The 23,513-nt window shown below is 49.2% G+C and carries 19 protein-coding genes; 7 read left to right on the forward strand and 12 right to left on the reverse strand.

Annotated features, from left to right (window positions below):
- Positions 1-5: 5 nt before the first annotated feature.
- The 3 genes from AB1757_13335 to AB1757_13345 are packed head-to-tail and all read right to left on the reverse strand — an operon-like array spanning position 6 to position 3,282.
- Positions 6-1,109 (reverse strand): sugar kinase, encoded by a 1,104-nt coding sequence (locus tag AB1757_13335; protein ID MEW6128017.1) that lies wholly within the window; start codon positions 1,107-1,109, stop codon positions 6-8.
- Between the two features lie 6 nt (positions 1,110-1,115).
- A complete protein-coding gene (locus AB1757_13340; protein MEW6128018.1) occupies positions 1,116-2,447 on the reverse strand; it encodes an MFS transporter in 1,332 nt (443 codons plus the stop codon).
- A 58-nt stretch (positions 2,448-2,505) separates the two neighbouring features.
- Positions 2,506-3,282 carry a glucose 1-dehydrogenase gene (locus tag AB1757_13345; GenBank protein MEW6128019.1) on the reverse strand — a complete coding sequence of 259 codons (777 nt, stop codon included), beginning with the start codon at positions 3,280-3,282 and terminating at the stop codon, positions 2,506-2,508.
- Positions 3,283-3,652: 370 nt separating this feature from the next.
- On the opposite strand from AB1757_13345, the gene AB1757_13350 reads away from it, so the two are divergent.
- Positions 3,653-4,576 (forward strand): hypothetical protein, encoded by a 924-nt coding sequence (locus tag AB1757_13350; GenBank protein ID MEW6128020.1) that lies wholly within the window; start codon positions 3,653-3,655, stop codon positions 4,574-4,576.
- A 32-nt stretch (positions 4,577-4,608) separates the two neighbouring features.
- A complete protein-coding gene (locus AB1757_13355) occupies positions 4,609-6,183 on the forward strand; it encodes a UxaA family hydrolase (protein MEW6128021.1) in 1,575 nt (524 codons plus the stop codon).
- A gap of 146 nt (positions 6,184-6,329) precedes the next feature.
- On the opposite strand, the gene AB1757_13360 is transcribed toward AB1757_13355, so the two are convergent.
- The 8 genes from AB1757_13360 to rhaM all read right to left on the reverse strand — a co-directional run bounded on the left by AB1757_13360 (position 6,330) and on the right by rhaM (position 18,384).
- Positions 6,330-7,814 carry a glycoside hydrolase family 28 protein gene (locus AB1757_13360; protein ID MEW6128022.1) on the reverse strand — a complete coding sequence of 495 codons (1,485 nt, stop codon included), beginning with the start codon at positions 7,812-7,814 and terminating at the stop codon, positions 6,330-6,332.
- 41 nt (positions 7,815-7,855) lie between these two features.
- Positions 7,856-8,617 (reverse strand): rhamnogalacturonan acetylesterase, encoded by a 762-nt coding sequence (locus AB1757_13365; protein MEW6128023.1) that lies wholly within the window; start codon positions 8,615-8,617, stop codon positions 7,856-7,858.
- 182 nt (positions 8,618-8,799) lie between these two features.
- Positions 8,800-9,546 carry a serine protease gene (locus tag AB1757_13370; GenBank protein ID MEW6128024.1) on the reverse strand — a complete coding sequence of 249 codons (747 nt, stop codon included), beginning with the start codon at positions 9,544-9,546 and terminating at the stop codon, positions 8,800-8,802.
- Positions 9,547-9,904: 358 nt separating this feature from the next.
- Positions 9,905-11,101, reverse strand: coding sequence for an alpha/beta hydrolase family protein (locus AB1757_13375; GenBank protein MEW6128025.1), 1,197 nt, complete (start codon positions 11,099-11,101; stop codon positions 9,905-9,907).
- A 76-nt stretch (positions 11,102-11,177) separates the two neighbouring features.
- Entirely contained in the window at positions 11,178-12,836 is a 1,659-nt protein-coding gene (locus tag AB1757_13380; protein ID MEW6128026.1) for an alpha-L-arabinofuranosidase C-terminal domain-containing protein, read from the reverse strand.
- Positions 12,837-12,898: 62 nt separating this feature from the next.
- The gene (locus tag AB1757_13385; protein ID MEW6128027.1) at positions 12,899-15,712 is read right to left on the reverse strand and encodes a glycosyl hydrolase; all 2,814 of its coding nucleotides are present in this window, start codon (positions 15,710-15,712) and stop codon (positions 12,899-12,901) included.
- A 134-nt stretch (positions 15,713-15,846) separates the two neighbouring features.
- Positions 15,847-18,021: a glycoside hydrolase family 65 gene (locus tag AB1757_13390; GenBank protein ID MEW6128028.1), complete on the reverse strand. Its 2,175-nt coding sequence runs from the start codon at positions 18,019-18,021 to the stop codon at positions 15,847-15,849.
- Between the two features lie 48 nt (positions 18,022-18,069).
- Entirely contained in the window at positions 18,070-18,384 is a 315-nt protein-coding gene (gene rhaM / locus AB1757_13395) for an L-rhamnose mutarotase (protein MEW6128029.1), read from the reverse strand.
- Between the two features lie 383 nt (positions 18,385-18,767).
- Here rhaM and AB1757_13400 point away from each other — a divergent pair, with 383 nt between their 5' ends.
- Together AB1757_13400 and AB1757_13405 are read left to right on the forward strand one after the other, a co-directional pair.
- Entirely contained in the window at positions 18,768-19,622 is an 855-nt protein-coding gene (locus tag AB1757_13400; GenBank protein MEW6128030.1) for an AAA family ATPase, read from the forward strand.
- The gene (locus AB1757_13405) at positions 19,619-21,112 is read left to right on the forward strand and encodes a hypothetical protein (protein MEW6128031.1); all 1,494 of its coding nucleotides are present in this window, start codon (positions 19,619-19,621) and stop codon (positions 21,110-21,112) included. Before AB1757_13400 ends, AB1757_13405 begins: the two co-directional genes overlap by 4 nt.
- Positions 21,113-21,250: 138 nt before the next feature.
- On the opposite strand, the gene AB1757_13410 is transcribed toward AB1757_13405, so the two are convergent.
- Entirely contained in the window at positions 21,251-21,421 is a 171-nt protein-coding gene (locus tag AB1757_13410) for a hypothetical protein (protein ID MEW6128032.1), read from the reverse strand.
- A 429-nt stretch (positions 21,422-21,850) separates the two neighbouring features.
- Between AB1757_13410 and AB1757_13415 the strand changes: the two genes are divergently transcribed.
- The 3 genes from AB1757_13415 (at position 21,851) to AB1757_13425 (ending at position 23,410) form a co-directional block, all read left to right on the forward strand.
- Positions 21,851-22,216, forward strand: coding sequence for a nuclear transport factor 2 family protein (locus tag AB1757_13415; protein ID MEW6128033.1), 366 nt, complete (start codon positions 21,851-21,853; stop codon positions 22,214-22,216).
- A gap of 481 nt (positions 22,217-22,697) precedes the next feature.
- Entirely contained in the window at positions 22,698-23,003 is a 306-nt protein-coding gene (locus AB1757_13420; GenBank protein ID MEW6128034.1) for a thiamine pyrophosphate-dependent enzyme, read from the forward strand.
- Entirely contained in the window at positions 23,000-23,410 is a 411-nt protein-coding gene (locus AB1757_13425) for a hypothetical protein (protein ID MEW6128035.1), read from the forward strand. The genes AB1757_13420 and AB1757_13425 overlap by 4 nt, the downstream gene beginning before the upstream one ends.
- Positions 23,411-23,513: the final 103 nt, after the last annotated feature.

Raw genomic sequence — 23,513 nt, forward strand, 5'->3', positions numbered from 1 at the left:
AAATATTACCTGGCGACGCGCGCGGTGCCGCCTTTCATGGCGCGTTCAACTTCGGCAAGCGTGACCATCGTCGTATCGCCGGGTGTGGTCATCGCCAACGCCCCGTGCGCCGCGCCACATTCAACTGCGTACTGCGCGCCTCGCCCGTTCATCAATCCGTAAATCAACCCCGAGGCGAAGGAATCGCCGCCGCCGACTCTATCGAATATCTCAAGATTTTCGCGGGTCGGCGCTTGATAAAATTCACCGTCCGCATAACAGACTGCGCCCCAATCGTTGAGGCTCGCGGTCCTGGCATTTCTCAATGTCGTTGCGACCACTTTGAAATTGGCAAACTCCTGCACCGCGCGTTCAATCATTCGTCGGAAATTTCCGATGTCGAGTTTTGAATGATGCTCGTCCAACCCTTCGACGGCAAATCCCAGACAAGCCGTGAAATCTTCTTCATTGCCAATCATCACATCGACGAGCGGCGCAAGTTCGCGATTGACCTCCTGCGCTCTCGCTTTTCCGCCGATGGATTTCCAAAGCGATTCGCGATAATTGAGGTCATAAGAAATTATCGTTCGGTGTTTGCGCGCGGCTTCCATCGCTTCACGCGCCACCAATGGCGTGCTTTCAGACAAAGCGCAGAAGATTCCCCCTGTGTGAAACCAGCGCGCGCCTTCCTCTCCGAAAATTTTTTCCCAATCGATTTCGCCGGGTTGCAGTTGTGAAATCGCCGTATGTCCACGGTCTGAACATCCGAGCGCGGCGCGAATACCGAAACCGCGTTCGGTGAAATTCATGCCATTGCGAACCGCGCGCCCGACGCCGTCATATTTCACCCACTTGACGTGAGATTGATCAACGCCGCCCTGATAAATCAAATCCTGAACCAGTCTGCCAACCGGATTATCAGCAAACGCGGTGACGACTGCGGTGTCCAATCCGAAACATCTTTTTAAACCGCGCGCCACGTTGTATTCGCCGCCGCCTTCCCAAACTTGAAAAGTGCGCGTCGTATGAATGCGGCTATCGCCCGGGTCGAGGCGCAACATCACTTCACCGAGACCGACCAAATCCCAGCGACAATGCTCTTTTGATTTCACTTGTAATGATTCGGACATAGCTGATTAATTCGCCTCTAATTTTACCGGCTCAAGTTTTGGTGAAAGTAAATGAATAATCAACAGGGCAAATAGATATGCAGAGGCGGCAATGATAAACACCGGCACGTAGCTTCCCGTGCGTTCGAGAATTTCGCCGACCAGACGCGCAATCAACATGCCGCCGACCGCGCCAGCCATGCCGCCGATGCCAACTACTGAGCCGACCGCGTGGCGCGGGAAGGTATCTGAAGCAATCGTGAAGATATTGGCTGACCAGCCTTGATGCGCCGCGGCTGCAAGACCAATTAAAATAACCGCGATCCATAGATTCGTGGTTTGCGAAGCCAGCACAATTGGCACAACCAGCAAAGCGCAAATCAGCATGGCGGTTTTTCTACCGCTGTTGATACTCCAACCCCGTTTAATTAGCGATGAGGAAATCCAACCGCCGCCGATGCTGCCGATGTCGGCAATCAAATAGATGACAACCAGTGGCAGGCCAAATTCTTTGAGGCTGAGGCCATGTTGTTTATGCAGAAAATCGGGCAACCAGAACAGGTATACCCACCAGATCGGGTCTGTCAAAAATTTGCCGATGGCAAAAGCCCACATCTGCCGATGGGGGATTAATTTCGCCCAGGGGATTTTTGCCGTTGGGTCGGGCGGGTCGCTTTGAATATACTCCAGTTCGGCTTTTGATAATTTCGGATGCTCATCCGGTTTCCGATAAAGCAGCCACCAGAATGCCAGCCAAAGAAACCCCACCGCCCCGGTTAAAACAAATGCCCAACGCCACCCGTAAGCAATCGTTATCATCGGCACTACCAGCGGCGTTACGAGTGCGCCGATATTGGTGCCGGAATTGAATATCCCGGTAGCTAACGCTCGCTCTTTTTTCGGAAACCATTCGGCAACCGTTTTAATCGAAGCAGGGAAATTCCCCGCTTCGCCAAGCCCCAGCATAAAGCGCGCGGCGGCAAACCCCATCACCGAACTGGCAAACGCATGCGCCATCGCTGCGAAACTCCAGAAGACAATGGCGATTGAAAATCCTTTACGGGTGCCGATGCGATCCATAAAGCCGCCGATTAGCAACATGCCTGCGGCATATGCTGCCTGAAACGAAAAGACAATCCAGCTATATTCGATTTCCGTCCAGCCGATTTCGCTTTGCAAGGTCGGTTTGAGAATGCCAATGACCTGGCGATCTATGTAATTGATGGTTGCCGCAAAAAACAGCAGTGCACAGATGACCCAACGATAGCGACCAATACGCGCAGCGATACTTTCGCCTGCCGTTTGGATTTGTGGAGTCGAATAATCGGTGGTTTTGACGAAGCCGGTCTCTTCTGCCATATCCGGTACATCCTTCTCAGGTTAATTTCAAAGTGAATACGAAGGTTCGCAAGACGACTTATTGATTGACGCCGCTCGCCAGAAATCCGCCATCGACGACCAACACTTCCCCGGTCACAAAGCTCGCGGCATCCGACGCCAGAAATACCGCAGCTCCCGCCAACTCTTCGACCTTGCCGAAACGTTTCATCGGGGTGCGCAATAAAAACTCGCGTCCGCGTTCGGTTTCATCGAGAAGTTTTTCATTCAGCGGCGTGCGAAACACCCCGGGCGCAATGGCATTGACGCAAACCCCGCGCGCTGCCCACTCGATTGCCAGCGATTTCGTCAGCGCGGCGACCGCCGCTTTGCTTGCCGAATAGGCGGCGACTTCATACAAAGCAACGAAGCTTGAAAGTGAAGCGATGTTGATGATGCGCCCATATTCTCGTTCGAGCATATGGCGACCAAAAATCTGGCAGGCGCGCAGGGTGCCCGTGAGGTTGGTGTCCAAAATATCATGCCAATCGCTTTCAGCGAAATCCAGCGTCGGCGCGCGTTTGGTGCGCCCGGCAGAATTCACCAGAATATCGACCTTGCCAAAAGCCTTGACGCACTCATTCAATAAATTTTCGAGCGACACGCGGTCAGCAACATCGGAGGTGACGCGCAACGACCGCCGCCCACGACTTTCGATTTCTTTGGCGGCTTCTTCAACCTGTTCCAGCCGCCTGGATGAAGCCACCACATCGGCTCCGGCATCCGCCATTCCCAAAGCGATGGCTCGCCCAATTCCTGAGGTGCCGCCAATGACCACGGCGACTTTATCGCTTAGTTCCAGTAATGCAAAACTCATAATTTCCTTAGATTTTGAATGCCTGGGATTTTAATATCCCTGCCTACGAATACACAAAAGGTATTACCATTAAAATTCAAACAGGATGTGTGTAACACCATTGCTTTATGTTGTCAAGTTTTACGGCTTTTGAGCCGGAATTCTTCAGGTGCTGTTTCTTAAACCTTAGTTACCGACCCAGGCGCGATTACCCGAACTCATTCAAGCATTTCAGTATTTTAAACCTGAAACCCAAGCATTTTCTGCCACCATACTGCTTGCCATATTTTCACTCGTGTGGTTAAATGACTTTTCGTCAAAATTAAAATGGTTATACCATTTTCGCTTTTTACGCTTCATTCAGATTTCACAAAGCCGTTGAGAGGGATGATTGTCTGCAACCGGAAAAGCATTTTTAAACCGTCGCCTGACCAGCAACAATCTCTGGCTGAGTCAAACGCTGTCTGACCGATTACCGACGCTCGATGCACGCGAACTGACTTACGAAGTATTGCCCGATGAAGCGGCTGTTGGTCGCGCCATGTTCGAGGAATTAGAACAGGCAGCGCGAAATAAATCCAGCGATTTGGTGATCGTTTTACTCGGCGGTCGCGGCGCGCAAGCTTTACACAAAATGCTCGGTAGCCTTGCGTTGACCGATGCCGCAGATGATTTGCTTGGACGGCTTCAGGTATTCACCCAAGATGCCCTTGCCCCCTTGAAAATGGCGAACAGTTTCAGTTTCGTTCGCGATTTTGAGCGATTGCTTGGCGAAGCGTTTTTTAAAAAGGTTAAAAGTTTTACGCCGATGCAGACCGAAACCGATGACCTTGAAGGCGAGTTGATTAACTATCTCGATAACCTCAACGCGCTCGGCGGCATCGATATTTTTTTCATCGGGCACGGTCCCGAAGCCGAAGCCGCATCACATCTCGCCTACATCAAACCGGGATCGGGCGCGACGCAAACCGATGTTGCAGGCATCATTCCGATTTCATCAAGCATTCTCGAACATCACATCGCCAAATTCAAAGCCGGTGGCAGTGAGGTTAGCCCGCAAGATGAGCGGGAATGCCGTCGCGCTTCAAAAATTTTAACGCTTGGGCCTGCGGCAATCCTCAATGCTCGCAGAGTTGTGCAATCAATTGTTGATGCGAAAACTTCGCCTGCAAAACGCCAAAGTTTTCGTCGGGTAGTGGAAACCCGAATTTCCGCTGACCCGGAAACTCGCGCCGCCCAACTGGATGAAAATCCCGGTCTGTGGGTGCGTTTACATCCGAATGTCAGGTCGTTAATTCTGCCTGATGTTTTATAAGTTTTTCGCTTAACCGAGTGAAATGAACTGTCATGTCGAGTGCAAATATCATAAAAGCTGCGCCGATTAACGAATACGCCATCATCGTCAATTCGCATGATAATGTGGCGGTCGTTAAGCAAGAGATACTCCCCGGCCTGGAGGTCACCCTCCCGGAAGGTCGTGTAGTTAGCGTGAAAACCGTAATTACTCCTGGGCACCGTTTTGCTACACGAAATATTCCAGCCGGGGAGTTCGTTCTGCAATTTGGCGAACCGATTGGCACTTCACTTGGCATCGAAGAAGGCGAGTTGATTTCACCTGCGAATATGACCAACCACGTTCCTGTGGTTCGCGAACTCCCGGATAATTTACTCACGCCACCACCCGATTACTTTTCTGTAGACGAGCGCGCAACCTTTTTGGGACTTCGCAGACCCGATGGGCGCGTCGGCACCCGCAATTTCGTGCTCATTGTTCCAACCAGCATGTGCGCCAGTCATGAAGCCATGCAAATTTCGATGATGGCGGAACTGTTGACGTACAATCGCGAGAAATATCCCAATGTCGATGGCGTTGTCGCCATCCCGCATAACAAAGGTTGCGGTTGTCAGGACGGTTCAAACCTCGAGGTGATGCTTCGCACGCTCGCCAATTATGCAGACCATCCGAATGTCGGCGGGGTGATTTTCATGGATTTAGGGTGTGAAAAGACCAACCTCGCTTATGTTGAAAAATATTTGCTCGGTCACGAACGCTTTTTCAATAAACCGGTTGCGAAAATCGGCATTCAACAGGTGGGCGGCACGCAAGCCGCTATCGAACGCGGCTTGAAAGAGGTCGAACGAATGTTGCCGGAAGTCAATCGCGTTAAGCGTGAACCCGTGTCAGTGAGCGAACTAATTCTCGGCGTCAAATGCGGCGGCTCGGACGGCTTTTCAGGCTTGTCTGCGAATCCTGCGCTCGGACATGCGGCGGATTTATTAGTCAGGTCAGGCGGCACCGTCCTGATTACCGAAGTGCCGGAATTTTGCGGCGCGGAACATATTCTCGCGCATCGCGCCAAAGATGCAGAGACCGGACGCGCGGTTTATCGAATGGTTGATTGGTACAAAGATTATGCGGCGCAATTTGGCGCGGTGCTCAATCAAAATCCCAGTCCCGGCAATATCGCCGGTGGGCTATTGAACATCACCATTAAATCTCTCGGCGCTATTGCCAAAGCCGGCACCACGAGAATCGAAGGCGTCATTGAATACGCCGAAACTCCGAAAAATCGCGGCATCAACTTAATGCAGGGACCCGGTTACGACCAGGAATCAACGCCGGGACTGGTCGCCGCAGGCGCTACGGTTATCGTGTTCACGACGGGGCGCGGCACCACCATCGGCAATGCTATCGCGCCGGTGATCAAGCTGGCATCAAACACCCCCGTGTTTGAACGCATGAGTCGCGATTTGGATTTATCCGCAGGGGGTGTCGTTGATGGAACCGAAACCATCGAACAGGTTGGTCAAAGAGTTTTTGAACATCTCAGGCGCGTGGCAAGCGGTGAGGTGTTAGCCAAAGCCGAAGAACACAAGCACCGCGAATTTCAATTCTGGGCAGAGCAAGCGGTTTCGCTTTAATTCCCAATCCAACACAAACCGGAACCGCTTGCAAAACCATTGACCGGAGGTTGAAAAGGCGGTCAATGACCGCGACTTACTCACCAATTTGTTTACCTTACATTCTCAACCTTTGAAAAACAGTTTTGCAATCAACTCAAATGACCCTACTGATTCGATTGTGGTGAATTCAAACTTCGCCCTTTTTTCGCCGGTTCGATAGTCACGTTTTTAAAGGTCACGGTGCCCGCCTGGTTCATCACTTCACTGGTTTCGATACCGCGAAAGGCGCAATCCACAAAGCGAATGTTTTCGATAACTGTGCCTTTAAATCCGGCTATCCACATCACACGCGGACTGGCGTTACTCCTCACCCGTTCAATTGTCACATTTCTCAATACAGGTTTATGCGTCCCTTTATCGCCAGTGTCATAGAGAAAATCTATTGTCAACACCGCTTCGGCTACGCGCCCAATCTCAACATCGCGCATGAAAACGTTTTCAATGATGCCGCCGCGCAAGGCGTTCGATTTGAACCTTAATGCGCGGTCGAGATTGGGGCTATCCATTTTGCAATTTTCAATGAACACATTGCGACAATTGCCGGATATTTCGCTGCCAATCACCACGCCGCCATGACCATCCTTCATCGTGCAGTTGCGAACGATGATATTTTCTGACGGCACACCGACACGTCGCCCGTCATTATCTCTGCCGGATTTAATCGCGATGCAATCATCGCCGGTATCGAACAGGCAATTTTCAATCAACACATCGCGGCTCGATTCCGGGTCGCAACCATCATTATTGGGACCGTGACTGGTGATGGTGACATCGCGCACCGTCACGTTGGTCGATAGCACCGGATGAATCTCCCACATCGGCGAGTTAATGATTTTGACCCCTTCAATCAAGATATTGCGGCAGCGCAGCGGTTGAATAAAACTCGGGCGCAGGAAATGACCTTCGCCAAAAACCCGCTCGCTCACCGGCACACCTTGATTGCCCATATCGCGCAAGCGGCGAATGTCTACAGATGCCATCGAAGGTGTGCCGCCCTCACCGCGTCTAGCCCATTTCCACCAGTTCTCATCCGAAGCCGAGCCATCGAGGGTTCCCTTCCCCGTGATGGCAATGTTCCGTTTTTCAAAAGCATAAATGAGGGGCGAATAATTCATGCACTCGGTTCCCTCAAATCGCGTAAACACCAAAGGCAAATATTTTTTCGGGTCGGGAATGAATTTTAAGGTTGCGCCTTCGGCAATATGCAGATTGACGTTGTTTAAAAGATGAATCGCTCCACTCAGCACTGTCCCGCCAGAGATGACCACACGTCCGCCACCGGCTTGATTACAGGCGGCAATCGCTTTCCTGATGGCTTCGGTGCAATCGGTTTTGCCATCAGCAATGGCGTTAAAATGTTTAATATCGAAATCACGATTGGGAAATTTCGGCGCTTTGATACGCCCAAGAATTGTTGGAAGGGTTTGCCAGCCAATAGCCTTTCGATTGGCTTTTTGTTGAGGCTGAGCAACAATTGGCGAGCTTGCCCAAGCGGTGACTGGCAATGGCAAAATCAGCGACCCAGCAATCGCGATAAGCAACCAGCAAATTAAAAACCGTCGATGTACAGCCGTCGTCCTTAGATTCATCCAGGTTTCCTAATCAATAAATTTTTGTCTGAATGGTTCCTTCATTTCGTTTGATTCGCCTCACTAGCCTTCTTGAGGTAGCGCGACAAATCGAGTTTTAGTTGGCGTATGCTGGTGATGACCAGTTTCGCCATCTCATCTGCGCCAAGCGGTGAAAAGTGGGTGTTGTCTTCAACACCATTCGGGTAGTTGGGATGCTCACCGGCTTTTAACTGCAAGAAAAGTTTTTTCGATTCCTCAATTCCATATCGCTTGATGACCGCTTCACTTTGGCGGTGCATATCAATCAATGCTACCTGATGCTCCCGGGCAACGGCGCGCACCGCATTCGGGTATTCGCCGTGGGTATCTTGAAAGACGCCATTGCTATCAAACCGACGGCGCATCACCGGTGTAAGCAATATGGGTATCGCTTTTTTATCGCGCACCTCATTGATAAAGCGAATCAGATTTTTGCCATAGTCTGCCGGCGAAGCATAACGGTCACTATTTTCTTTCTGGTCGTTGTGCCCGAATTGAATGAACACATAATCACCCGCCCGCAATTTTTCAACAATGGTTTGCCAGCGTTTTTCTTCGATAAAACTGCGCGTGCTGCGACCGTTTTTCGCATGATTTTCAACCTTAACCTGAGCCACCTTGAAATATTTTTGCAGCATCTCGCCCCAACCGGTTTCCGGTCGTTTATCGGGCGTTTTTTCCGCCATTGTCGAATCGCCCGCAAGATAAATCGTGATGGGCGTTTTCCCTGACGAAGTGCCCGAAAATAGCGCGAGAAAAAATAGTACCGACAGATAGCGCATCAATTCCCCGAATCAAAAGTGAATAAAAAAACCATCAGCCAGAAACTGATGGCTCTTGCGATTTTTCTTTATTGAATAGTTTGCAATCGTTTTTATCGAATCCCGGACTGCCGCTTGCAGGTCGCGGTCAAAGAGCGCTCGCTAAACTTATCCGTAACTTTAGCGAGCGCCCGATTCAGCGATTAATCCTTTGGCGTCGGGGCGCTTTGCAAATCGGCATCATAGTCAGCCAGAATTTTTTGCGCTTTGACGCCCGGACTCATCAATGCCACATCGTTTACCGAATCATAAGAAGAGAACACGCCAACGATTTCGCCTTTTTCGTTATACACCGGGCTGCCGGAAAAACCGTCTTGCCCATCGATTCTTGCTGACCAGTATTGCTGTCCCTGATAGGTGTACAAGCCGTGAAAATTGCCTCGCCGGATAATTTTTTGATTGACCTGTTGCGCGACTAAAATCAGGTTTTCATCCTTTGCGGGGTCGGTTTGGAATTTCGGGCGCTTGGCGGATTTCGAGGAGTCGCAAATTTTTAAAAGCGCGAGGTCGGCGGCTTCATCAACCTTAACCACCTTGGCACGGCAACTATCGATATAAACTTCCACATCGAGTTCATCATTCGCTTTGAACCCCAATAACAGCTTTTTCGGCGTACTCAATTTTCCCGATACCACATGATAATTGGTGAGCACCAATCCATCGCCAACGAGAAAACCGGTGGCATAGGCATTGGGGTCTATACCGCTTACGAAGCTTAAAGCCTTTGACAATGAATTACGATGTTTCTTGGTAAATTTCAAACCCACCAGAATGCTGTTGCGCTCCTGTTGTTTGATTGCATTCGAGGTCGAACGCTGCGAGGGACAAACCCAAGGGAGAATTAAAAGTGAAAATGCAGTTACGGCAAGGCTGCGAATCTTTCCGTTCATTGAAGCCTCCTGAAGCAGTTAGGGTTTTGAATTGAATGGCACTCTGCCAGCAAATCAGACTGACCATTAGGGTGCATTCGATGATTTTGATTGTCCACTTGAAAGCACTGAATTTTTCCCATTCATTTGTTGATCAGGTGCTTGGTGGAAACTGATTTACCCAACCTATCTTGACACAAAAAATTGATTTTCAAAAGCAAACGATGGCGCTCCTGAGAGGGTTAAAAAGTTCCAATAGCTGAATATTCAGTTCCCGCCAAAACCCTTGCGCGCACACCTGTAGGGAAATATTTTTCCTTTAATAAATAGCTCGCTTTCTTGTTGAAAGCCCCTTCTCCGCTGCCTTTTCAATGAAGACTTAAAGATTGGTTTTCAAAAATTGAAACGCGCCTTTGCCATAAAAGACGTGACCATCATCGAAAACTTCTCTGCCCAGTTGATCCGCGACGCCAAAGGTTTGATAAATCATTTGTGCCTGTTTAAAGGCGCGATGGCTGCCGGCAATCGGAAATATCGGGTCTTTTAAACCCGATTCAACAAACAACGCGCGCGGCGCAACCAGTCCCGCGAGGTCGTACATTTCAATGACGTTGAGAATTCCCGGAACATAATTGTCGATGCAATGCGAAAGTGAAAGAATGCTGTCGCGAAAGGTATTGAAATAACCGCTCACTACACTGACTTTTATTCGTTCATCGAGCGCCGCCGCAAACAGCGAAATCGTCCCGCCCCCGGAAATTCCCATCGTCGCAATGCGCTGGCGGTCAATCTCTTTGCGGGTTTGCAGATAATCAATCGCCCGCATCACATCCCAGACCCGCCAGCCAATCATGGTCTGCCCGAATAGCAATGCTGCGCCTGCTGCCGGTTGACACGAAGATTGCCCTGCGCCTTTTTTCCGCGCCGCTTCATCACGGCGACAACCGAATGCGAGTTGTTCGATGGCAAACGCCGCATAACCGTTCTCGACCACCTGCAAGGCAAAATCATACGCATAGCCGGGTTTGGTCTGTCGTTGATTGCCCTGTTCATCTATACCGACGATGTCGTCACAACCGCGTCCGTGACCCGGCAAACAGATGACCACAGGCAGAGGTTGCGGGCGATTTTTCGGCAACAACAAATAGCCGAAAACCGCGAGTTGTTCACGGCTTTGAAAGATGATTTTTTCCCGCGTGTAATCTTTGAAATCTTTGGTCTCAAGAATTTTTGCCTGCAAAGCGACGCGGCTTGGCGGGAAACCGCCGACCAGTTCCGCAATTTTTCGTCGCACACGTTTCTGCCAGAGCCGAGCCGCGCGTTCATCTTTTGCCTCGAAGGTCATCGCCGGTTTCTGTTCGGCATACATCGCCTGAGTAAATAACAAACTATCGAATTGCGCGGCATCAATTGAAAAATCCTTGAGCGGGCTTTGATAGATGGTTTGCGGGCGCGCGAGTGAGACCAACGCTTTTGCCGGTGTTGTTGATGAAGCGAAATGCGCGGTTGCAAAGGCAGCGACAGAACTCGCCTGCAAGAAGCGGCGACGGGCAAATTTTTTCTCAGGTGTTGACATAGACGAAACCTCTACTTTGAATTTTCTTAAATGAAATTCACCACAGGCAAAATCGGTTAATCCGCCAAGCCCGCGATCACGCGAGGGTGATTTGCAAACGGGTGACCGATGCCGGGGCGAAGGTATGCACCAATGTCCCTGCGTTTCGCGCCGTCGCCTGACTCTCTTTCGGTTCAACTCGTCGCGGATTGGCAAAAGTGTTATGCGCATGAATATCGTCTGCTGCAAGCGTCGTGACTTTGACGGATTTAATCGTCGCGCCGCGCAGCGCAATTTCGCTTTCGCGCGCTTGTTTAATATCCGGGTTAGTCACAGTCAGGGTTAGTTCTTTATCACGCAGAGAAGAAGAACCGGAAAGCCCGCGAATCGAAGCCGGTTTGCCATTTCGCGTATAGGGTGAGCGCGGCGAAGCGAAAATGGTGCGAATCGCTTGCGCGCCTTGATGCACCGCATACATATCGAAAACGTGATAGGTCGGCGTCAGCGCAAATTTATCTTCATTGGTTAGAAATAATGCTTGAAGGCAATTGACGAGTTGGGCGATGTTTGCCATTGCCACTTTATCGGCGTGACGATGGAAGGTGTCGAGGTTGAGTCCCGCAAGCAGCGCATCACGCATGGTTGATTGCTGACCGAGGAGATGCGAATTATGCGCTTCGGAGCCTTGCTTGTACCACGCGCCCCATTCATCAACCACAAGTTTGATGCGATGCCCACGGTCGATTTCGCCCATCACCAGCCAGTGATCGGAAATCAGTGACTCCATCTTGTCGCCTTCGCTGAGCAACTCATACCATTCATCGTCCGGGTAATTGACCGCGTCGCCTTTACCTTGAAACCAATCATTGGTGCGCCCGCCCGTGACATTCCACGAGTAATGATGCAAAGCCCACCCCCACATCGAACCAAGCGCGCGCCGCTCATTGAGTTTAGTGAAAAATCTTCGCGTCCAATCGAGATCGCCGCCGTTTGGTCCCGATCCGATAAACGCCAGAGGCAAACCGAACCCCGGAACCCAAGCGGTGAAACGGCGATATTCGGCGGCGTATTCTTCGGGCGTAAAGTTGCCGCCACATCCCCACGATTCATTGCCGATGCCCCAGAAACGCACATTGAACGGTTCGCGGTCGCCGCCTGCCGCGCGCATCTCCGCAGGCGTGGTGCTGCCCGCAGGCGAATTGCAATACTCGACCCATTGGTAAAAATCTTTGGCTGAAAGGCTGCGCAAGTTTGCCGCAAAATAAGGCTCAGCGCCGACCAGTTTACAAAACCTTGCGAATTCATTAGTGCCGAAAAAGTTGGGTTCGATTTTCCAAGGTCCATCGGGCGAGTTCTTTCCCCACTCACCGGCTTCACGCCAGAAGTTGGTATGACGCGGGCGTTTGTCTCTGGCTCCTATGCCATCGCGCCAGTCGTAGCTATCGGCAAAGCAACCGCCGGGCCAGCGAACCACCGAAGGTTTGATTTTTTGAAAGGCCTCGACGAGGGCTTTGCGTATGCCGCCGATATTGGGAATTTTGGAATTTTCACCAACCCATATGCCGTCATAAATCACGCCGCCCAGGTGTTCAGCGAAATGCCCGTAGATTTCGGGAGCGATTCTGCCGATGGGTTCGTTCAAGAGAATTTCAATTCGTGAATCGGTCGATTGCGCAAACAAAGTTCCAAATGTTGGTTTCGTAATTAAGGTTAATCCGGCTCCAGCAGCTACACCTAAAAACGCGCGTCTTCTCATAGCTCTCCCTTTCAATTTTTTCAGCGATGAATCCCTTGTGAAGCTGAATTCAAAAGAGTGGTTTAAAGTTTTGCTGTCGGAACCAGACGAATGGGTTGCAATATACCAGAAGGAACCGGTTGAACTCTATCCATATCCTGCGGTTGAAAACGTTCACCGTATCGCGAATTGAGCAGACGATAATCAGGCAAGGCGCGACCCGCCATATGATTGATGGCAGTATTGGCTACGACAATTTTAATTTGATTTTCACCGCGTCGTATAAATTTCGTTACATCAAGTTTGTAGGGCGGACACCACAACGTCCCGGCTTTTTGATTATTGAGATAAATCACTGCGGCTTCGCGAACCGGCGCGTCATAATAGGTTTGCATGCCGGGTCCTGCCTGCGGACGTGCGGGTTGCGAAGCGATTGCCATGCCTTCACCAAAATCCAGTTGTACATTCAATCCGCTTTGCAAAAAGCTGTCGGGCACATTGATGGTTTTTTCATAGCTCGCAAGTCCCGAAAAATATCGTGTGCTTTCATCATCCGTCCACGAACGCAGGGTTGCGAAGCGAACCGCTGATTGATTTTCACCAAAGGTGACTTGCCATTCATTACTTATATCCATCGCCGTCGGAATATTTTGCGACGGTTTAATTTGCGCAACCGGCAAGGCGCGTTTGGTGAATACCAGAACCCGCGAACCATATGGCTCAAGTTCGAGTGTAAGGGTTGTTCCCTGCGCGCTTTGGCTTTCGATTTTCGCAGGCGCAATCGTTCCATCGAACGGATTCCACCATTCCGCATTCATTCCCTGAACGCGAAACGTCGCTTTTACATTGCGCGACACATTTCCGGTATTGGCGAGAAAATAAATTTCTGCCGATTCGGTTTGGCGATGAATGAAACCGATGTCCGAAGTTTGCGGCGACAGTTGAACATCCGGTTTTACCAGTGACGCGAGTCTATTTTTAAGTTGCTCGGTTTCGTCGGTCACGAAATGACCAATGGGTGATGCGCCTGAAAAAATAGCTTGCGAGAGAGTAGTTACTTTTGGTTTATCAGCCGCCGCGTGCATTCCCGGCGCTTTGACTGGCATTTGTCTAGTGGCAATCAACACGCCTCCGCCGCGCGCCAATGCCTGAAGTTTTTCCAGGGTATCTAAGGGAATATTTTCAACGTTCGGCAAAATCACGGCTCTATATTTTTGCTCGCCAAGAACGAGCGAGCCGTTTTCAACCCGCCCGATTTGTTTGAACGAATCGTCATCAAAAAAATCGAAATTGAATCCCGCACCCAGCACACTGGGAATCAGATTTTGTCCAAGCATTTCACGAAGCACTTCAACCAGATGAATTTTGCCATTTGAAAATCGCGACCAGGCATCATCATTCGGCAAATAGATGGCAACATCATTTGCCGGTCTTCCCTGCCGCATCAGAAAACTGAGGCGTTGGAGGTAGCTTGAAACTTCGGGCATCACCACCCACCAGGGATTTTTTTCGTTGAAAACTCCTGCGGCATAAAAACGCCAACCGGGATAGGCGATGCCTTCGGGCGTGTAGGGCCAGCCGTGCCCAATTAATTGATTGATGCCTTGCAGAAAATGGCGGTCAGCTTCGGCTTTGACATCAAGCGGCGTGGCGCGAAACGACGGCGAATGTAACCACGTCCAGATTTCCGATGAGGTCACCTTGCGATCATAGATATGACTGGCAGATGATGCCCAGCGCGTGGTGCTCAGTCCGCGCCACTGCACGCCTTCGCCTTCGCTGAGGTCAAGGTGCGCGTTGCTCGAAAGCCTGACGGCGGGAACCCCGTAACTTTGCACGCGCAGGCGCGTCTGCTGGCGCTTTGCCCAATCGTGCAGCGGGATAAGGAATCGCTCATTGAATAATTCGGATAAGGTTCTGCCCCAATCCCTGCGAATGTCTGCGGTGTGTTCACCGGTACTAACGACGAGCGCCGGCAGGTGAGGCTTTAAATCATAGCCGCGCCGCTTTTGAAATTCTTCAAGTAAGTCGGGCGTCCAATCCGAGTTGTAAACTTCGAGGCTATCGCAAAAGATGGCATAGGGACGATGGCTTTCCAGTTTTGCAAACAAGCGGTCGCCAACCGTTTTTAAATAATTTTCTGTAGCTGCGCGGTCGAGGTGACTAAGCACAAACCCTTCGCCACCGAGCGCCGGGCGTTTCACCTGCTGTCCGGTTCGACTCGAAATGAAAAAGAAAATTTCACCGGCTCCGATAAAATTTTCAGGAAGCCAAACGGCTCCGTCTTTTAATTCGGTTAGTTCCTTAAAACTGTCTTTGGTAAAGGTCTGACTTTGGTTAGCAGTAAAAAAAGCGGCAATCAGTTTTTCGCCATTGCCGACATCAGGAATTTTAACGCGGCGCGATTGGTCATTAACTTTCACACGTTCGACACGCAATCTGCCCGCGGCATCGTTTACGGAAACGGTTGAGCCACCGAAGGGCCAGCCGCTTCCCAGGGTCAAATCAAATCGCAAACCCAGTTCGCGGGCTTTAACGGCGGTAAACTGCAAGGCATCGAGAAAATCATCTGAGAGATAGGGCAAGGTTTTGATGCCGCGACCATCATCATCCAGAGCGAGCGGGTAGACCGGCTGCACCTCGAAACCGCCGATGCCACCGGCTCTCATCAATCGCATCTCCTGTTCAAGACGGGCTTTGGTAATTGAAGGTCCGAACCACCACCAGCGCATCATGATGCGCGCATCATCAGGCGGCGATTGAAAAAGTTTTTGCAGTTCGTCAACAGACGAATTGCCTGTAGCCTGTGCGGTTGCGAATGCATTGCCGTTAAACTGCGGTTGTGCGGTAAGGACAAAGAACCCAATTAATGCCAGGGAATAAATCGTCAGTCTCAAAAAACCTCGATGAGTTATTACTGCTCGATGGAACGACTTCTGCCTACCTCGAAAAATTTTTGCATTCATGCGCAACCTCAAAATTTGATTTTAAATTTGCGTAACTTTATTCAGTTTTTTGGAATTTGTGAACCTCAAATAACTTTGAGTAGGCGCGCATTCAAATTTTCCCGGCGAACTGTCCAGGAGCCACCGGTTGGAAAACCCGGTGCCTGGGTATGTGGCGCACCTTGCCAACCACCAGCCATCATGGCAACAGCATATAGCAAGCCGCCGTTGCCAGGCAGATAACATGGAAGATTCGGACGTTGATAATTATGACCATTGGGCAAATAACCGTTCTTTTCAGTGTTCATCAACAAAGCCTCAATGGCGATTTCGGGTTCACCCAATCGTGCAGCCGTCATGGCGGTCATCGGATAATCCCAACCCCAGGTTTTATCCCATTGCCAATGCTTCATCACCTGATGGAGCGTCCGACGCATGGTTTCGCGGTCAACTTTATCGCCGTTTAAGATGCCCAGCGCGCCAAGCATTGAAGGGTGGTCGTGATGGCGTTCGGTAAACGTTTGCGGGCAATTTTCATGCGCCAGATATAAGCCGTTTTGAATGGGTAAGGGAGAGAGTTTGTCAATCACTGCGTCCCAGAGCGGATGGCGTTTCATACCCAGTCGTTCGCGCCAGCGTTGCGCGGTTTTTAATCCGTAGTTCCAATATGCTAATTCAAAAGTTGGATTCCAGGTTTCACGCGGCGGGTGATTTTCCTGAGCCGGAATAACTGGTGGTCCAAGAACATAACCTTGCTTTTTCACATCGAAAAAAGCAAAGGACGCCATAAACTCCGCCGATTCAAAAACCATTTTGCGGTAACGCTCAAGGGTATTGCGACCACCTTTGGCGACATAACAAAGCTCCGCATAAAAGATTGGGTGTGGCTGTTGCCAGATCAGTAATGGGCCAATTGGTGAGGGGCTATCGCGCCCTTCAGGTCCAACCATTTTCGGCCAACGCGCGCCCGCATACCCTTGCGAACGCGCAAGCTTTTGAGCCGCAGGCAAAATTTTCTCATACCAGGCGAGACTTTTTTCCAGTAGTGGCAGGCGATTCCATAAGGCGAAATGTGCAGCATGCCACCAGTGCATTTCCAGATGAAATTTGCCGTACCAGCTATTGACCGTGAGTCCGGTTTCCTGCGGCGGTTGCGAACCTGAACATTGAATCGCCGTGAGATATTGTGAAAGCACGACGCGACGTTCCAGTTCAATGGCTCGGGAATCTCGGCTTTCGGCAAGTTCAATGGCTCCGCCTCTGCTCCAAAATATCTGCCAATGCTTTGCGCTCGCGGAAAACGTTGCGGCAGTTGTGGGTAAGGGCTGAGTTATCCTTTTTGGTGAAAACGCAATGACAAAGCTAAATATGGTTGAAGATTTTTGCGGCGTTAGTAAAAAGGTGTGGGCTTGGATTTGTGCGAAGGTTGCTGCACCCTTCCAATTCAGATTAGCGAAATATTCATCTCTGTTTAATTGGCGATGAAGGGAAATTCCATCACGAGTTTGTCGAATGATTGTGGTTTGATGACGGTCGGTTGCTGACCAGTCAGCCGCTTGCATATCGGGTGAACCGTAAGGAAAAGCCATACGAATCGCCAGGCGGTTTTCCAGGAACAAGGGTGAATCAATGGCAACTGCTAATAAATTCATCTGGGGATGGACAGCGGTTTTAACCTCAACAGGTTTATCCTCAAATTGAAAATGGCTGGTCAAATTGCCGGCCCATAAATCAAGCCTTTGTTCAATGTTTGTCAGCTCAGAGACGCGAGTGTCTTTGCCATTGGCACTTTTAAATTGGAAGCCAATTTGTCCGAGGTGCAAGCGATGCGGATTTTCTCGTAGCCAGTTATAAAGTTTCTGCTGCCCTTCGCTACGGGTTGCATAACCGACCTTGCGCCCAGGGATTTCGTATTCGGTTAGTTGCAGAACTTTCGCTTCGATGTCTGATGGCAAAGGCGTCGTATGCCATCCCCATTGTGCCATCATGCACAGCGGCATGGTTTTCTCATACGCTTCTGGGAAAGATTGAAGACCGGTAATATCTGCCGTAAAAGCGAATTCTCCATTGCCAAGCGATAGCGGCGAAAGCGGATCAAGTTTGCGAATGCTCGGTTGATGACGATTAACCAGTGCAAATCGATTAATGGTTTCACCGCGCACGGGTTCTGCAAGAAAATTATCCTTTTCGAGATGAATTACTGTCGCGGATGCCGTAAGGCTTTTTATAAATCTTCTTCGCGATAATTCCTTATTCTTCATCCTTACTTTCAGGAATTGATTGGCATGCAAGTTTATAGAAACGGTTAATCAATCAAGGTGAAAAACTTCATCAAGCGCAATTGTAAACGGGCTATTGTCCGGGTTGGTGAGCATTAGTGGTTTCATATAATCCCACCAGTGACGACACACCTCTGTATCAGCGATTTGATTCCATAATTGTTCGGATTCAATTTCAACATAGGCAAACAGTTCGTCAGTTTGACGATTTAAAAAGATGGAATAATGATTCACCCCATGTGTCTTCAAAGTATCTTCCAACGCTTTCCAGATGGGGTTGTGGCGCTGTTGATATTCTTCCTGATTGCCGTGATGCAGTTTCATTAAAAAGGCTTTGCGTATCATCAAATAATTTTCCGTAATTTTTTTAGACCGAGCTTTCCTGAGTCTGCCCTTGGTTTCGCGGTCGTTAATCGTTGAAGCATTTTCTATCAGCTTGAACAAAATCACCAACTTAAAATCGTTCCCTTTAAAAATTTTTTCGGACTGAAACTGAAAAACCGAATCATAAAGCTTTGCTGTTTTGCCTGACAGAGCAATTATTTTTCTAATTGATGCTCAATTATTTTTTTACCTTTTCAGGCGCATCTTCAATCCTTGGAAAATAATTTCGGTTAAAATCAGTTTCTGTAATTCATCAAACGAAGGGTGACCTTTCAGCCAATTCTGCTACCCCCCTTCCTTTTTTAATTGAATTTCGCCACCATTCTATGATACATGAGCCGGTTATGATACCTGAAACTGTTTTTTCAATATCGCCAAACCCCAGATTTTTTTTCATTACACCATCGATTCACGCCGCGATAACCAAAACCAAATATGTTATCCGTTCACGCCAAGGGCTGACCACTATTATCGGCGATGTGGGACTTGGCAAAACTTCACTGCTAAGGCTTTTATTTAATGAATATATCGATTCATCGGATTATACGGTTGCGTTTATGGTAAACCCTAAACAAACCTCTGAAACCGCCTTTTTAAAAGCGATTTGCACGGAATTTGGAATTCCGACCCGGCGAAGCCTGCGAGAAACCGAATATGAATTACGCGGCTTTTTAGTAGAGCAGTACAAGGAAGGTAAAAACACCGTTTTGTTTATAGATGAAGCGCAGCAGTTGCGCGGGCCAATGTTCGAGCAAATCCGTCAAATTCTTAATTTTGAAACAGATACAACAAAACTAATTTCAATTGTGATGGCTGGTCAAGTAGAATTGCGGTATAAACTTGCCGATAAAACTAAACGGGCACTGGTCAGTCGAATCGCTGTCTCTTCAACGCTCGACGCCCTGACACTTGAAGAGATTGGCGAAATGATCAGTTTCCGTTGTCGAGTTGCGGGCGTTGAAAATCCCTTTGAAGCGACTGCCACCAGTGCCATTTACCAATGGTCTAAGGGAGTCCCGCGTGAAGCGATTAAACTTTGCGCCATGTCTGTTCAATACGCGAGGATTAATAATTTAAAAACCATTCCTGCTGACCTGGTCGAACTTGCCGCCTCAGACATTGTCCGTCCCTCCGAAGAGGAAGCCTTCCTATCACGCTCAAACACCGGAACTATGGCAGCGGTTAAAGAGGTATCATGAGCGAGCAAAAGAAGTATGTCACCTTTAGAGATTTGAAGGAATTAAACCCTCCTCAATCATCCTCTATCGCTCCAGCTAAAGCTCAATCTACAAAAACTAAAAAGATCACTACTAGTACACCTAGTATATCTAGTATATCTAGCTCACCTAGTACATCTAGAATACCTAGTACATCTAGTAAAGCTAAAACCGTCAGTGATAAAAAATCTTTTAAACCGCAAGCTGAAAGGGATATTCCTCAAATTGAATCCATAGCGCCAGAAAGAGATTTTCAAAGAGTTCCCAATTCGGTTACTCGTCAAATTATGGCGAGCGGCGTGTTCAAGGGAAAAAGTAAACAAGTCTGGGATTATTTATGGAGTGTTTCAAGAGGGGCAATTAATCCTGTGCGTATTATTAAACGTTCGCGCAAGGACATCAAAAATGGCTCAGGAATCGGTTCGATGGTGACAGTAGATGCGGCAATAACTCACCTGGAGAGCATCGGTTTATTACGGGTTCTCCCCTCGGTCGGGTCACTTGCAGGCAATTCTTATGAAATTTTTACACCTGAAGAAATCGCTATTAGTTATACTAGTACATCTAGTACACCTAGTATAACTAGCCCTACCCAGAAACTAGATAATCTAGATATACTAGAAAGTAGTATATCTAGTATAACCTTATCCTCTTTAAAATCAGAAGTTTCTGGTCATCCTAATACTTTATATAATACATGTATTGATGATGATATATACACACACACAGTTGAAAAGGAATTTGCTCGGATTATTCTTGTGTGTGCGGAAAAGATTCTTGGGGAAAAAATTCCAATAAATCCACAGGAGGTCTCCCGCTGGAATGAATGTGCAACCTTAATCGCCACGGAATTAGAAAATGCCGCAAAAAATGCCAAGGGAATTTCTTCAGTTCCGGCATTCTTGGCTACTCATCTGCGAAGGTCTTTTGCCAAGAATGATTCTGAATTTTTTGACAAAGGCAAGCCGCCTGTAAACCTTCCGGTTCGTGAAAAAAATGACAAGCCGACAGACCTGGAAAGTAAGGGGAAATCAAGGTTCTCATTGGGCGAGTGTTTGAGGTTTGCCGAATATCTTGGAGTTAAGGGTAAAGGCATAGTAAACCCCGGCGGTTATGCCACGACAATATTCCGCTCAGGAGAAGCTGATGAGTTAATCGAAGAATTTCTGAAAAAATCACCAGAACCGCTCGCCCCCGTCAAATGTCCTGACTGCAACGATGACGACCTGCGCTATATCAGTGGTCGTGATGGTGAAAAATTGAAATGTGAACACCCTCGGTTGCCGTTAGCGATAAAACTGTATGAAGCCCTGGAGGAATTATTGGCATTACATCTGGGGGATGCAAGTTATCAGGAATCCGACCTGCTCGAAGATTTAAAATTTAAAATTGAACGCGAAGGTCTCAAATGGGATGAATCGCTGGCAATGGCTTTGGCTTTGAAAGAAAAAAACAGATATCAAGTAAATTAAACCGGTCTGATATGGCGTTTAAATCGGTTTTAAGAGGTTTTTAAGGTGAAAATGGAGTCTCAGGTGGTTTAATCTCTTAAAACGCTTTAAAAGCCATTTAAAAAGCAAATCCGGTTTTAGAAAATTAAGCCTCAGAGGTTATCGTTTCAAGTTGTCTCTAGTATTTTCCGTTTTTCGATTTTTCACCAACAGGCTCCACAGCGGTTCGCCAGTTTTAAGTAACTCATCTAACAAATCATCACCCAAAGCTTCACGATGAATTTCGCGAAACGCAATCCGCGATTTTTCCTTTGATCCTATGATCTTCATATTTCGATTTCCACAGCTTTCCGTGCTATCTCTTGCTGCCAAGTTTGAGGTGCATCATCGTATGCCCTTACATCCCGACATGGCAATTTTCTTGCAAGGCTTGCTGCTACGCTACAAGCTTTATTAGGGGCGTGGGTACTGGTCTCGATGGGCAGGTCTTTGCCTTTTATCGTATTGCTGATTCTCTCGTTTCGCTGATCAGGCGAGAAACACTCCCACAGTGTAAGATCGCTATAAGACACGACTTACAGGTTACTACGCCAATCAGGCATATTGGTGTACGGCATAACTTTTGCTGTTGCACTAACTTGTACTCGTTACAGAAGATTTGTAGCGAAACAATGAAATTAAGCGAGCGTATGCCGGATAAGTTTTCGCATTGAGTGACAGTCGGTGCCCGTCGCTCCAAACAAGAAAGGAGGTACAACCATGCCAGCAAAGAGTCCCGAAGACATCTGCCGCCTCTTCCAACAGTACATGGCAGCAGGCGATCTTGACGCAGTGCTGAGCCTATACGACCCAGAGGCAGTTTTTCTGAAGCAATCCGGCGAAGCCACGCAGGGCAGGCAAGAGTTGCGAGAGCAGTTGGCTTCGCAATCTGCCTTGAAGACGCGCTTCGATTTCACCATTAAGCAGGTTGTTCAGGCGGGCGACATCGCACTGATGCACACGCAGTGGCAAGTGTCGGAGCCGCAGCCGATGATGGTGTATGCGATTGAGGTCGCCCGCCGCCAACCCGATGGAACCTGGCGCTGGCTCATCGGCGACCCCTTTACGGTCGGCAGGAAGAGTTGAGCAATTTCATGTTTGATGGTTTCACGTGCAGGCAAATCAAGCCGCAGGGAACAACTATCAACTTCGTGCGCAGAGCGGTTATTCCGTCCTGCGATTGCACGGCTGCTCGTTAATGCAGAAATGGCATTCCAGCCGCATTGAGTGCGCCAACGGCATCGATAGCTGTACCTCCGACCAAACGTTTGTCTTTGCCTTCAAGCACCTCCATCCGCTGATTAACGTGTATAGGGATCGGACAGCTGATTGGCTGCCTGTTGGCTGTAGACGCGGATTTCCGCTGCGAGCCGGACAACGTGATGTATGGGTTGGAAAGCCTATGAGCAAGGTGCAGCCAATTATCAATCCGGCAACAACCCGCTTGAGTCAGGTCAGCAACAACTCAGTTAGAGCTACCTGCTTCGTGGGCAGATGCTCTTGCGAGGTATAAGAGCTTATGTATGCGACAATCCGAAACACAGTTCCAGACGGATTTCCGGTTCGAGTGGAAAGACTGGCAAGAATCGGAGTTGATGCGCACTCAGGCAATGAGGTGCCGATAAAACCGCAATGCGCCGCCTGGGAATTAGTGGAATTTGCCAGTGATAAGGCAATCATTTCAACCGTTTCGGGAACCCTAACGATCTGGATCGCCCGGCAGTTCAAGGTGTGGGCGAAGCAGAAATTCAGTTGTTCGGGCACACTCGCGACGATGACTTGCGGGTTGCTCTATGCCATTGCCGCTAAAGTGGCTTACCCGGAAAGGCAAGCCATCGCTTTCGTAGGCGGGGGAAGGACTGGATCGGTATGATTCGCCGGGTGGCGTTTGGGAAAGCGATTCTGGCAGGAGTTGCCGGTGCGCTGGTGTGGGAGTTGACCGTGCGCATACTAATTGCGCTGCGCCTGCCGCTTTTAGACATCGTCTACGTGCTGGGAACGATGATGTTCGGGCAGTCGCCCACGTGGTTATGGTGGCCAGTTGGTATGGCGCTTCACGCTATGGTTGGGGCGATCTGGGCGGTCTTTTATGCCTATTTCTTCTGGTCTACATTCGACTGGCCACCCGTCATGCAAGGAGTCGTGTTCTCCCTGGGTTCAGCCATTTTAGCAGGGCTGGTGATGATTCCGCAGATGGGGCTTATGCACCCGCTGATGTTGCGCGGGGAGATGCCTACTCCGGGAAAATTCGGATTGATGTTAGCTGTCATGAATGGTTGATTCACAACCAACGATGAAAAATGGATCGAGTCGGAGTATGCTCTTTGAAGTCTCAGCGTCAATCAGGTCGGACTCCCTTGGTGCCTCGAGCCCGTATGTTAGC

The organism is Acidobacteriota bacterium, from assembly GCA_040754075.1.
GTDB lineage: Bacteria > Acidobacteriota > Blastocatellia > UBA7656 > UBA7656 > JBFMDH01.

What these genes read in the sequence shown, in the direction of transcription:
- AB1757_13335 (MEW6128017.1), bottom strand. Translation starts at nt 1,109, where the DNA reads ATGTCCGAATCATTACAAGTGAAATCAAAAGAGCATTGTCGCTGGGAT.
- AB1757_13340 (MEW6128018.1), bottom strand. Translation starts at nt 2,447, where the DNA reads ATGGCAGAAGAGACCGGCTTCGTCAAAACCACCGATTATTCGACTCCA.
- AB1757_13345 (MEW6128019.1), bottom strand. Translation starts at nt 3,282, where the DNA reads ATGAGTTTTGCATTACTGGAACTAAGCGATAAAGTCGCCGTGGTCATT.
- AB1757_13355 (MEW6128021.1), top strand. Translation starts at nt 4,609, where the DNA reads ATGTCGAGTGCAAATATCATAAAAGCTGCGCCGATTAACGAATACGCC.
- AB1757_13360 (MEW6128022.1), bottom strand. Translation starts at nt 7,814, where the DNA reads ATGAATCTAAGGACGACGGCTGTACATCGACGGTTTTTAATTTGCTGG.
- AB1757_13365 (MEW6128023.1), bottom strand. Translation starts at nt 8,617, where the DNA reads ATGCGCTATCTGTCGGTACTATTTTTTCTCGCGCTATTTTCGGGCACT.
- AB1757_13370 (MEW6128024.1), bottom strand. Translation starts at nt 9,546, where the DNA reads ATGAACGGAAAGATTCGCAGCCTTGCCGTAACTGCATTTTCACTTTTA.
- AB1757_13375 (MEW6128025.1), bottom strand. Translation starts at nt 11,101, where the DNA reads ATGTCAACACCTGAGAAAAAATTTGCCCGTCGCCGCTTCTTGCAGGCG.
- AB1757_13380 (MEW6128026.1), bottom strand. Translation starts at nt 12,836, where the DNA reads ATGAGAAGACGCGCGTTTTTAGGTGTAGCTGCTGGAGCCGGATTAACC.
- AB1757_13390 (MEW6128028.1), bottom strand. Translation starts at nt 18,021, where the DNA reads ATGAAGAATAAGGAATTATCGCGAAGAAGATTTATAAAAAGCCTTACG.
- rhaM (MEW6128029.1), bottom strand. Translation starts at nt 18,384, where the DNA reads ATGATACGCAAAGCCTTTTTAATGAAACTGCATCACGGCAATCAGGAA.
- AB1757_13400 (MEW6128030.1), top strand. Translation starts at nt 18,768, where the DNA reads ATGATACCTGAAACTGTTTTTTCAATATCGCCAAACCCCAGATTTTTT.
- AB1757_13405 (MEW6128031.1), top strand. Translation starts at nt 19,619, where the DNA reads ATGAGCGAGCAAAAGAAGTATGTCACCTTTAGAGATTTGAAGGAATTA.
- AB1757_13410 (MEW6128032.1), bottom strand. Translation starts at nt 21,421, where the DNA reads ATGAAGATCATAGGATCAAAGGAAAAATCGCGGATTGCGTTTCGCGAA.
- AB1757_13415 (MEW6128033.1), top strand. Translation starts at nt 21,851, where the DNA reads ATGCCAGCAAAGAGTCCCGAAGACATCTGCCGCCTCTTCCAACAGTAC.
- AB1757_13425 (MEW6128035.1), top strand. Translation starts at nt 23,000, where the DNA reads ATGATTCGCCGGGTGGCGTTTGGGAAAGCGATTCTGGCAGGAGTTGCC.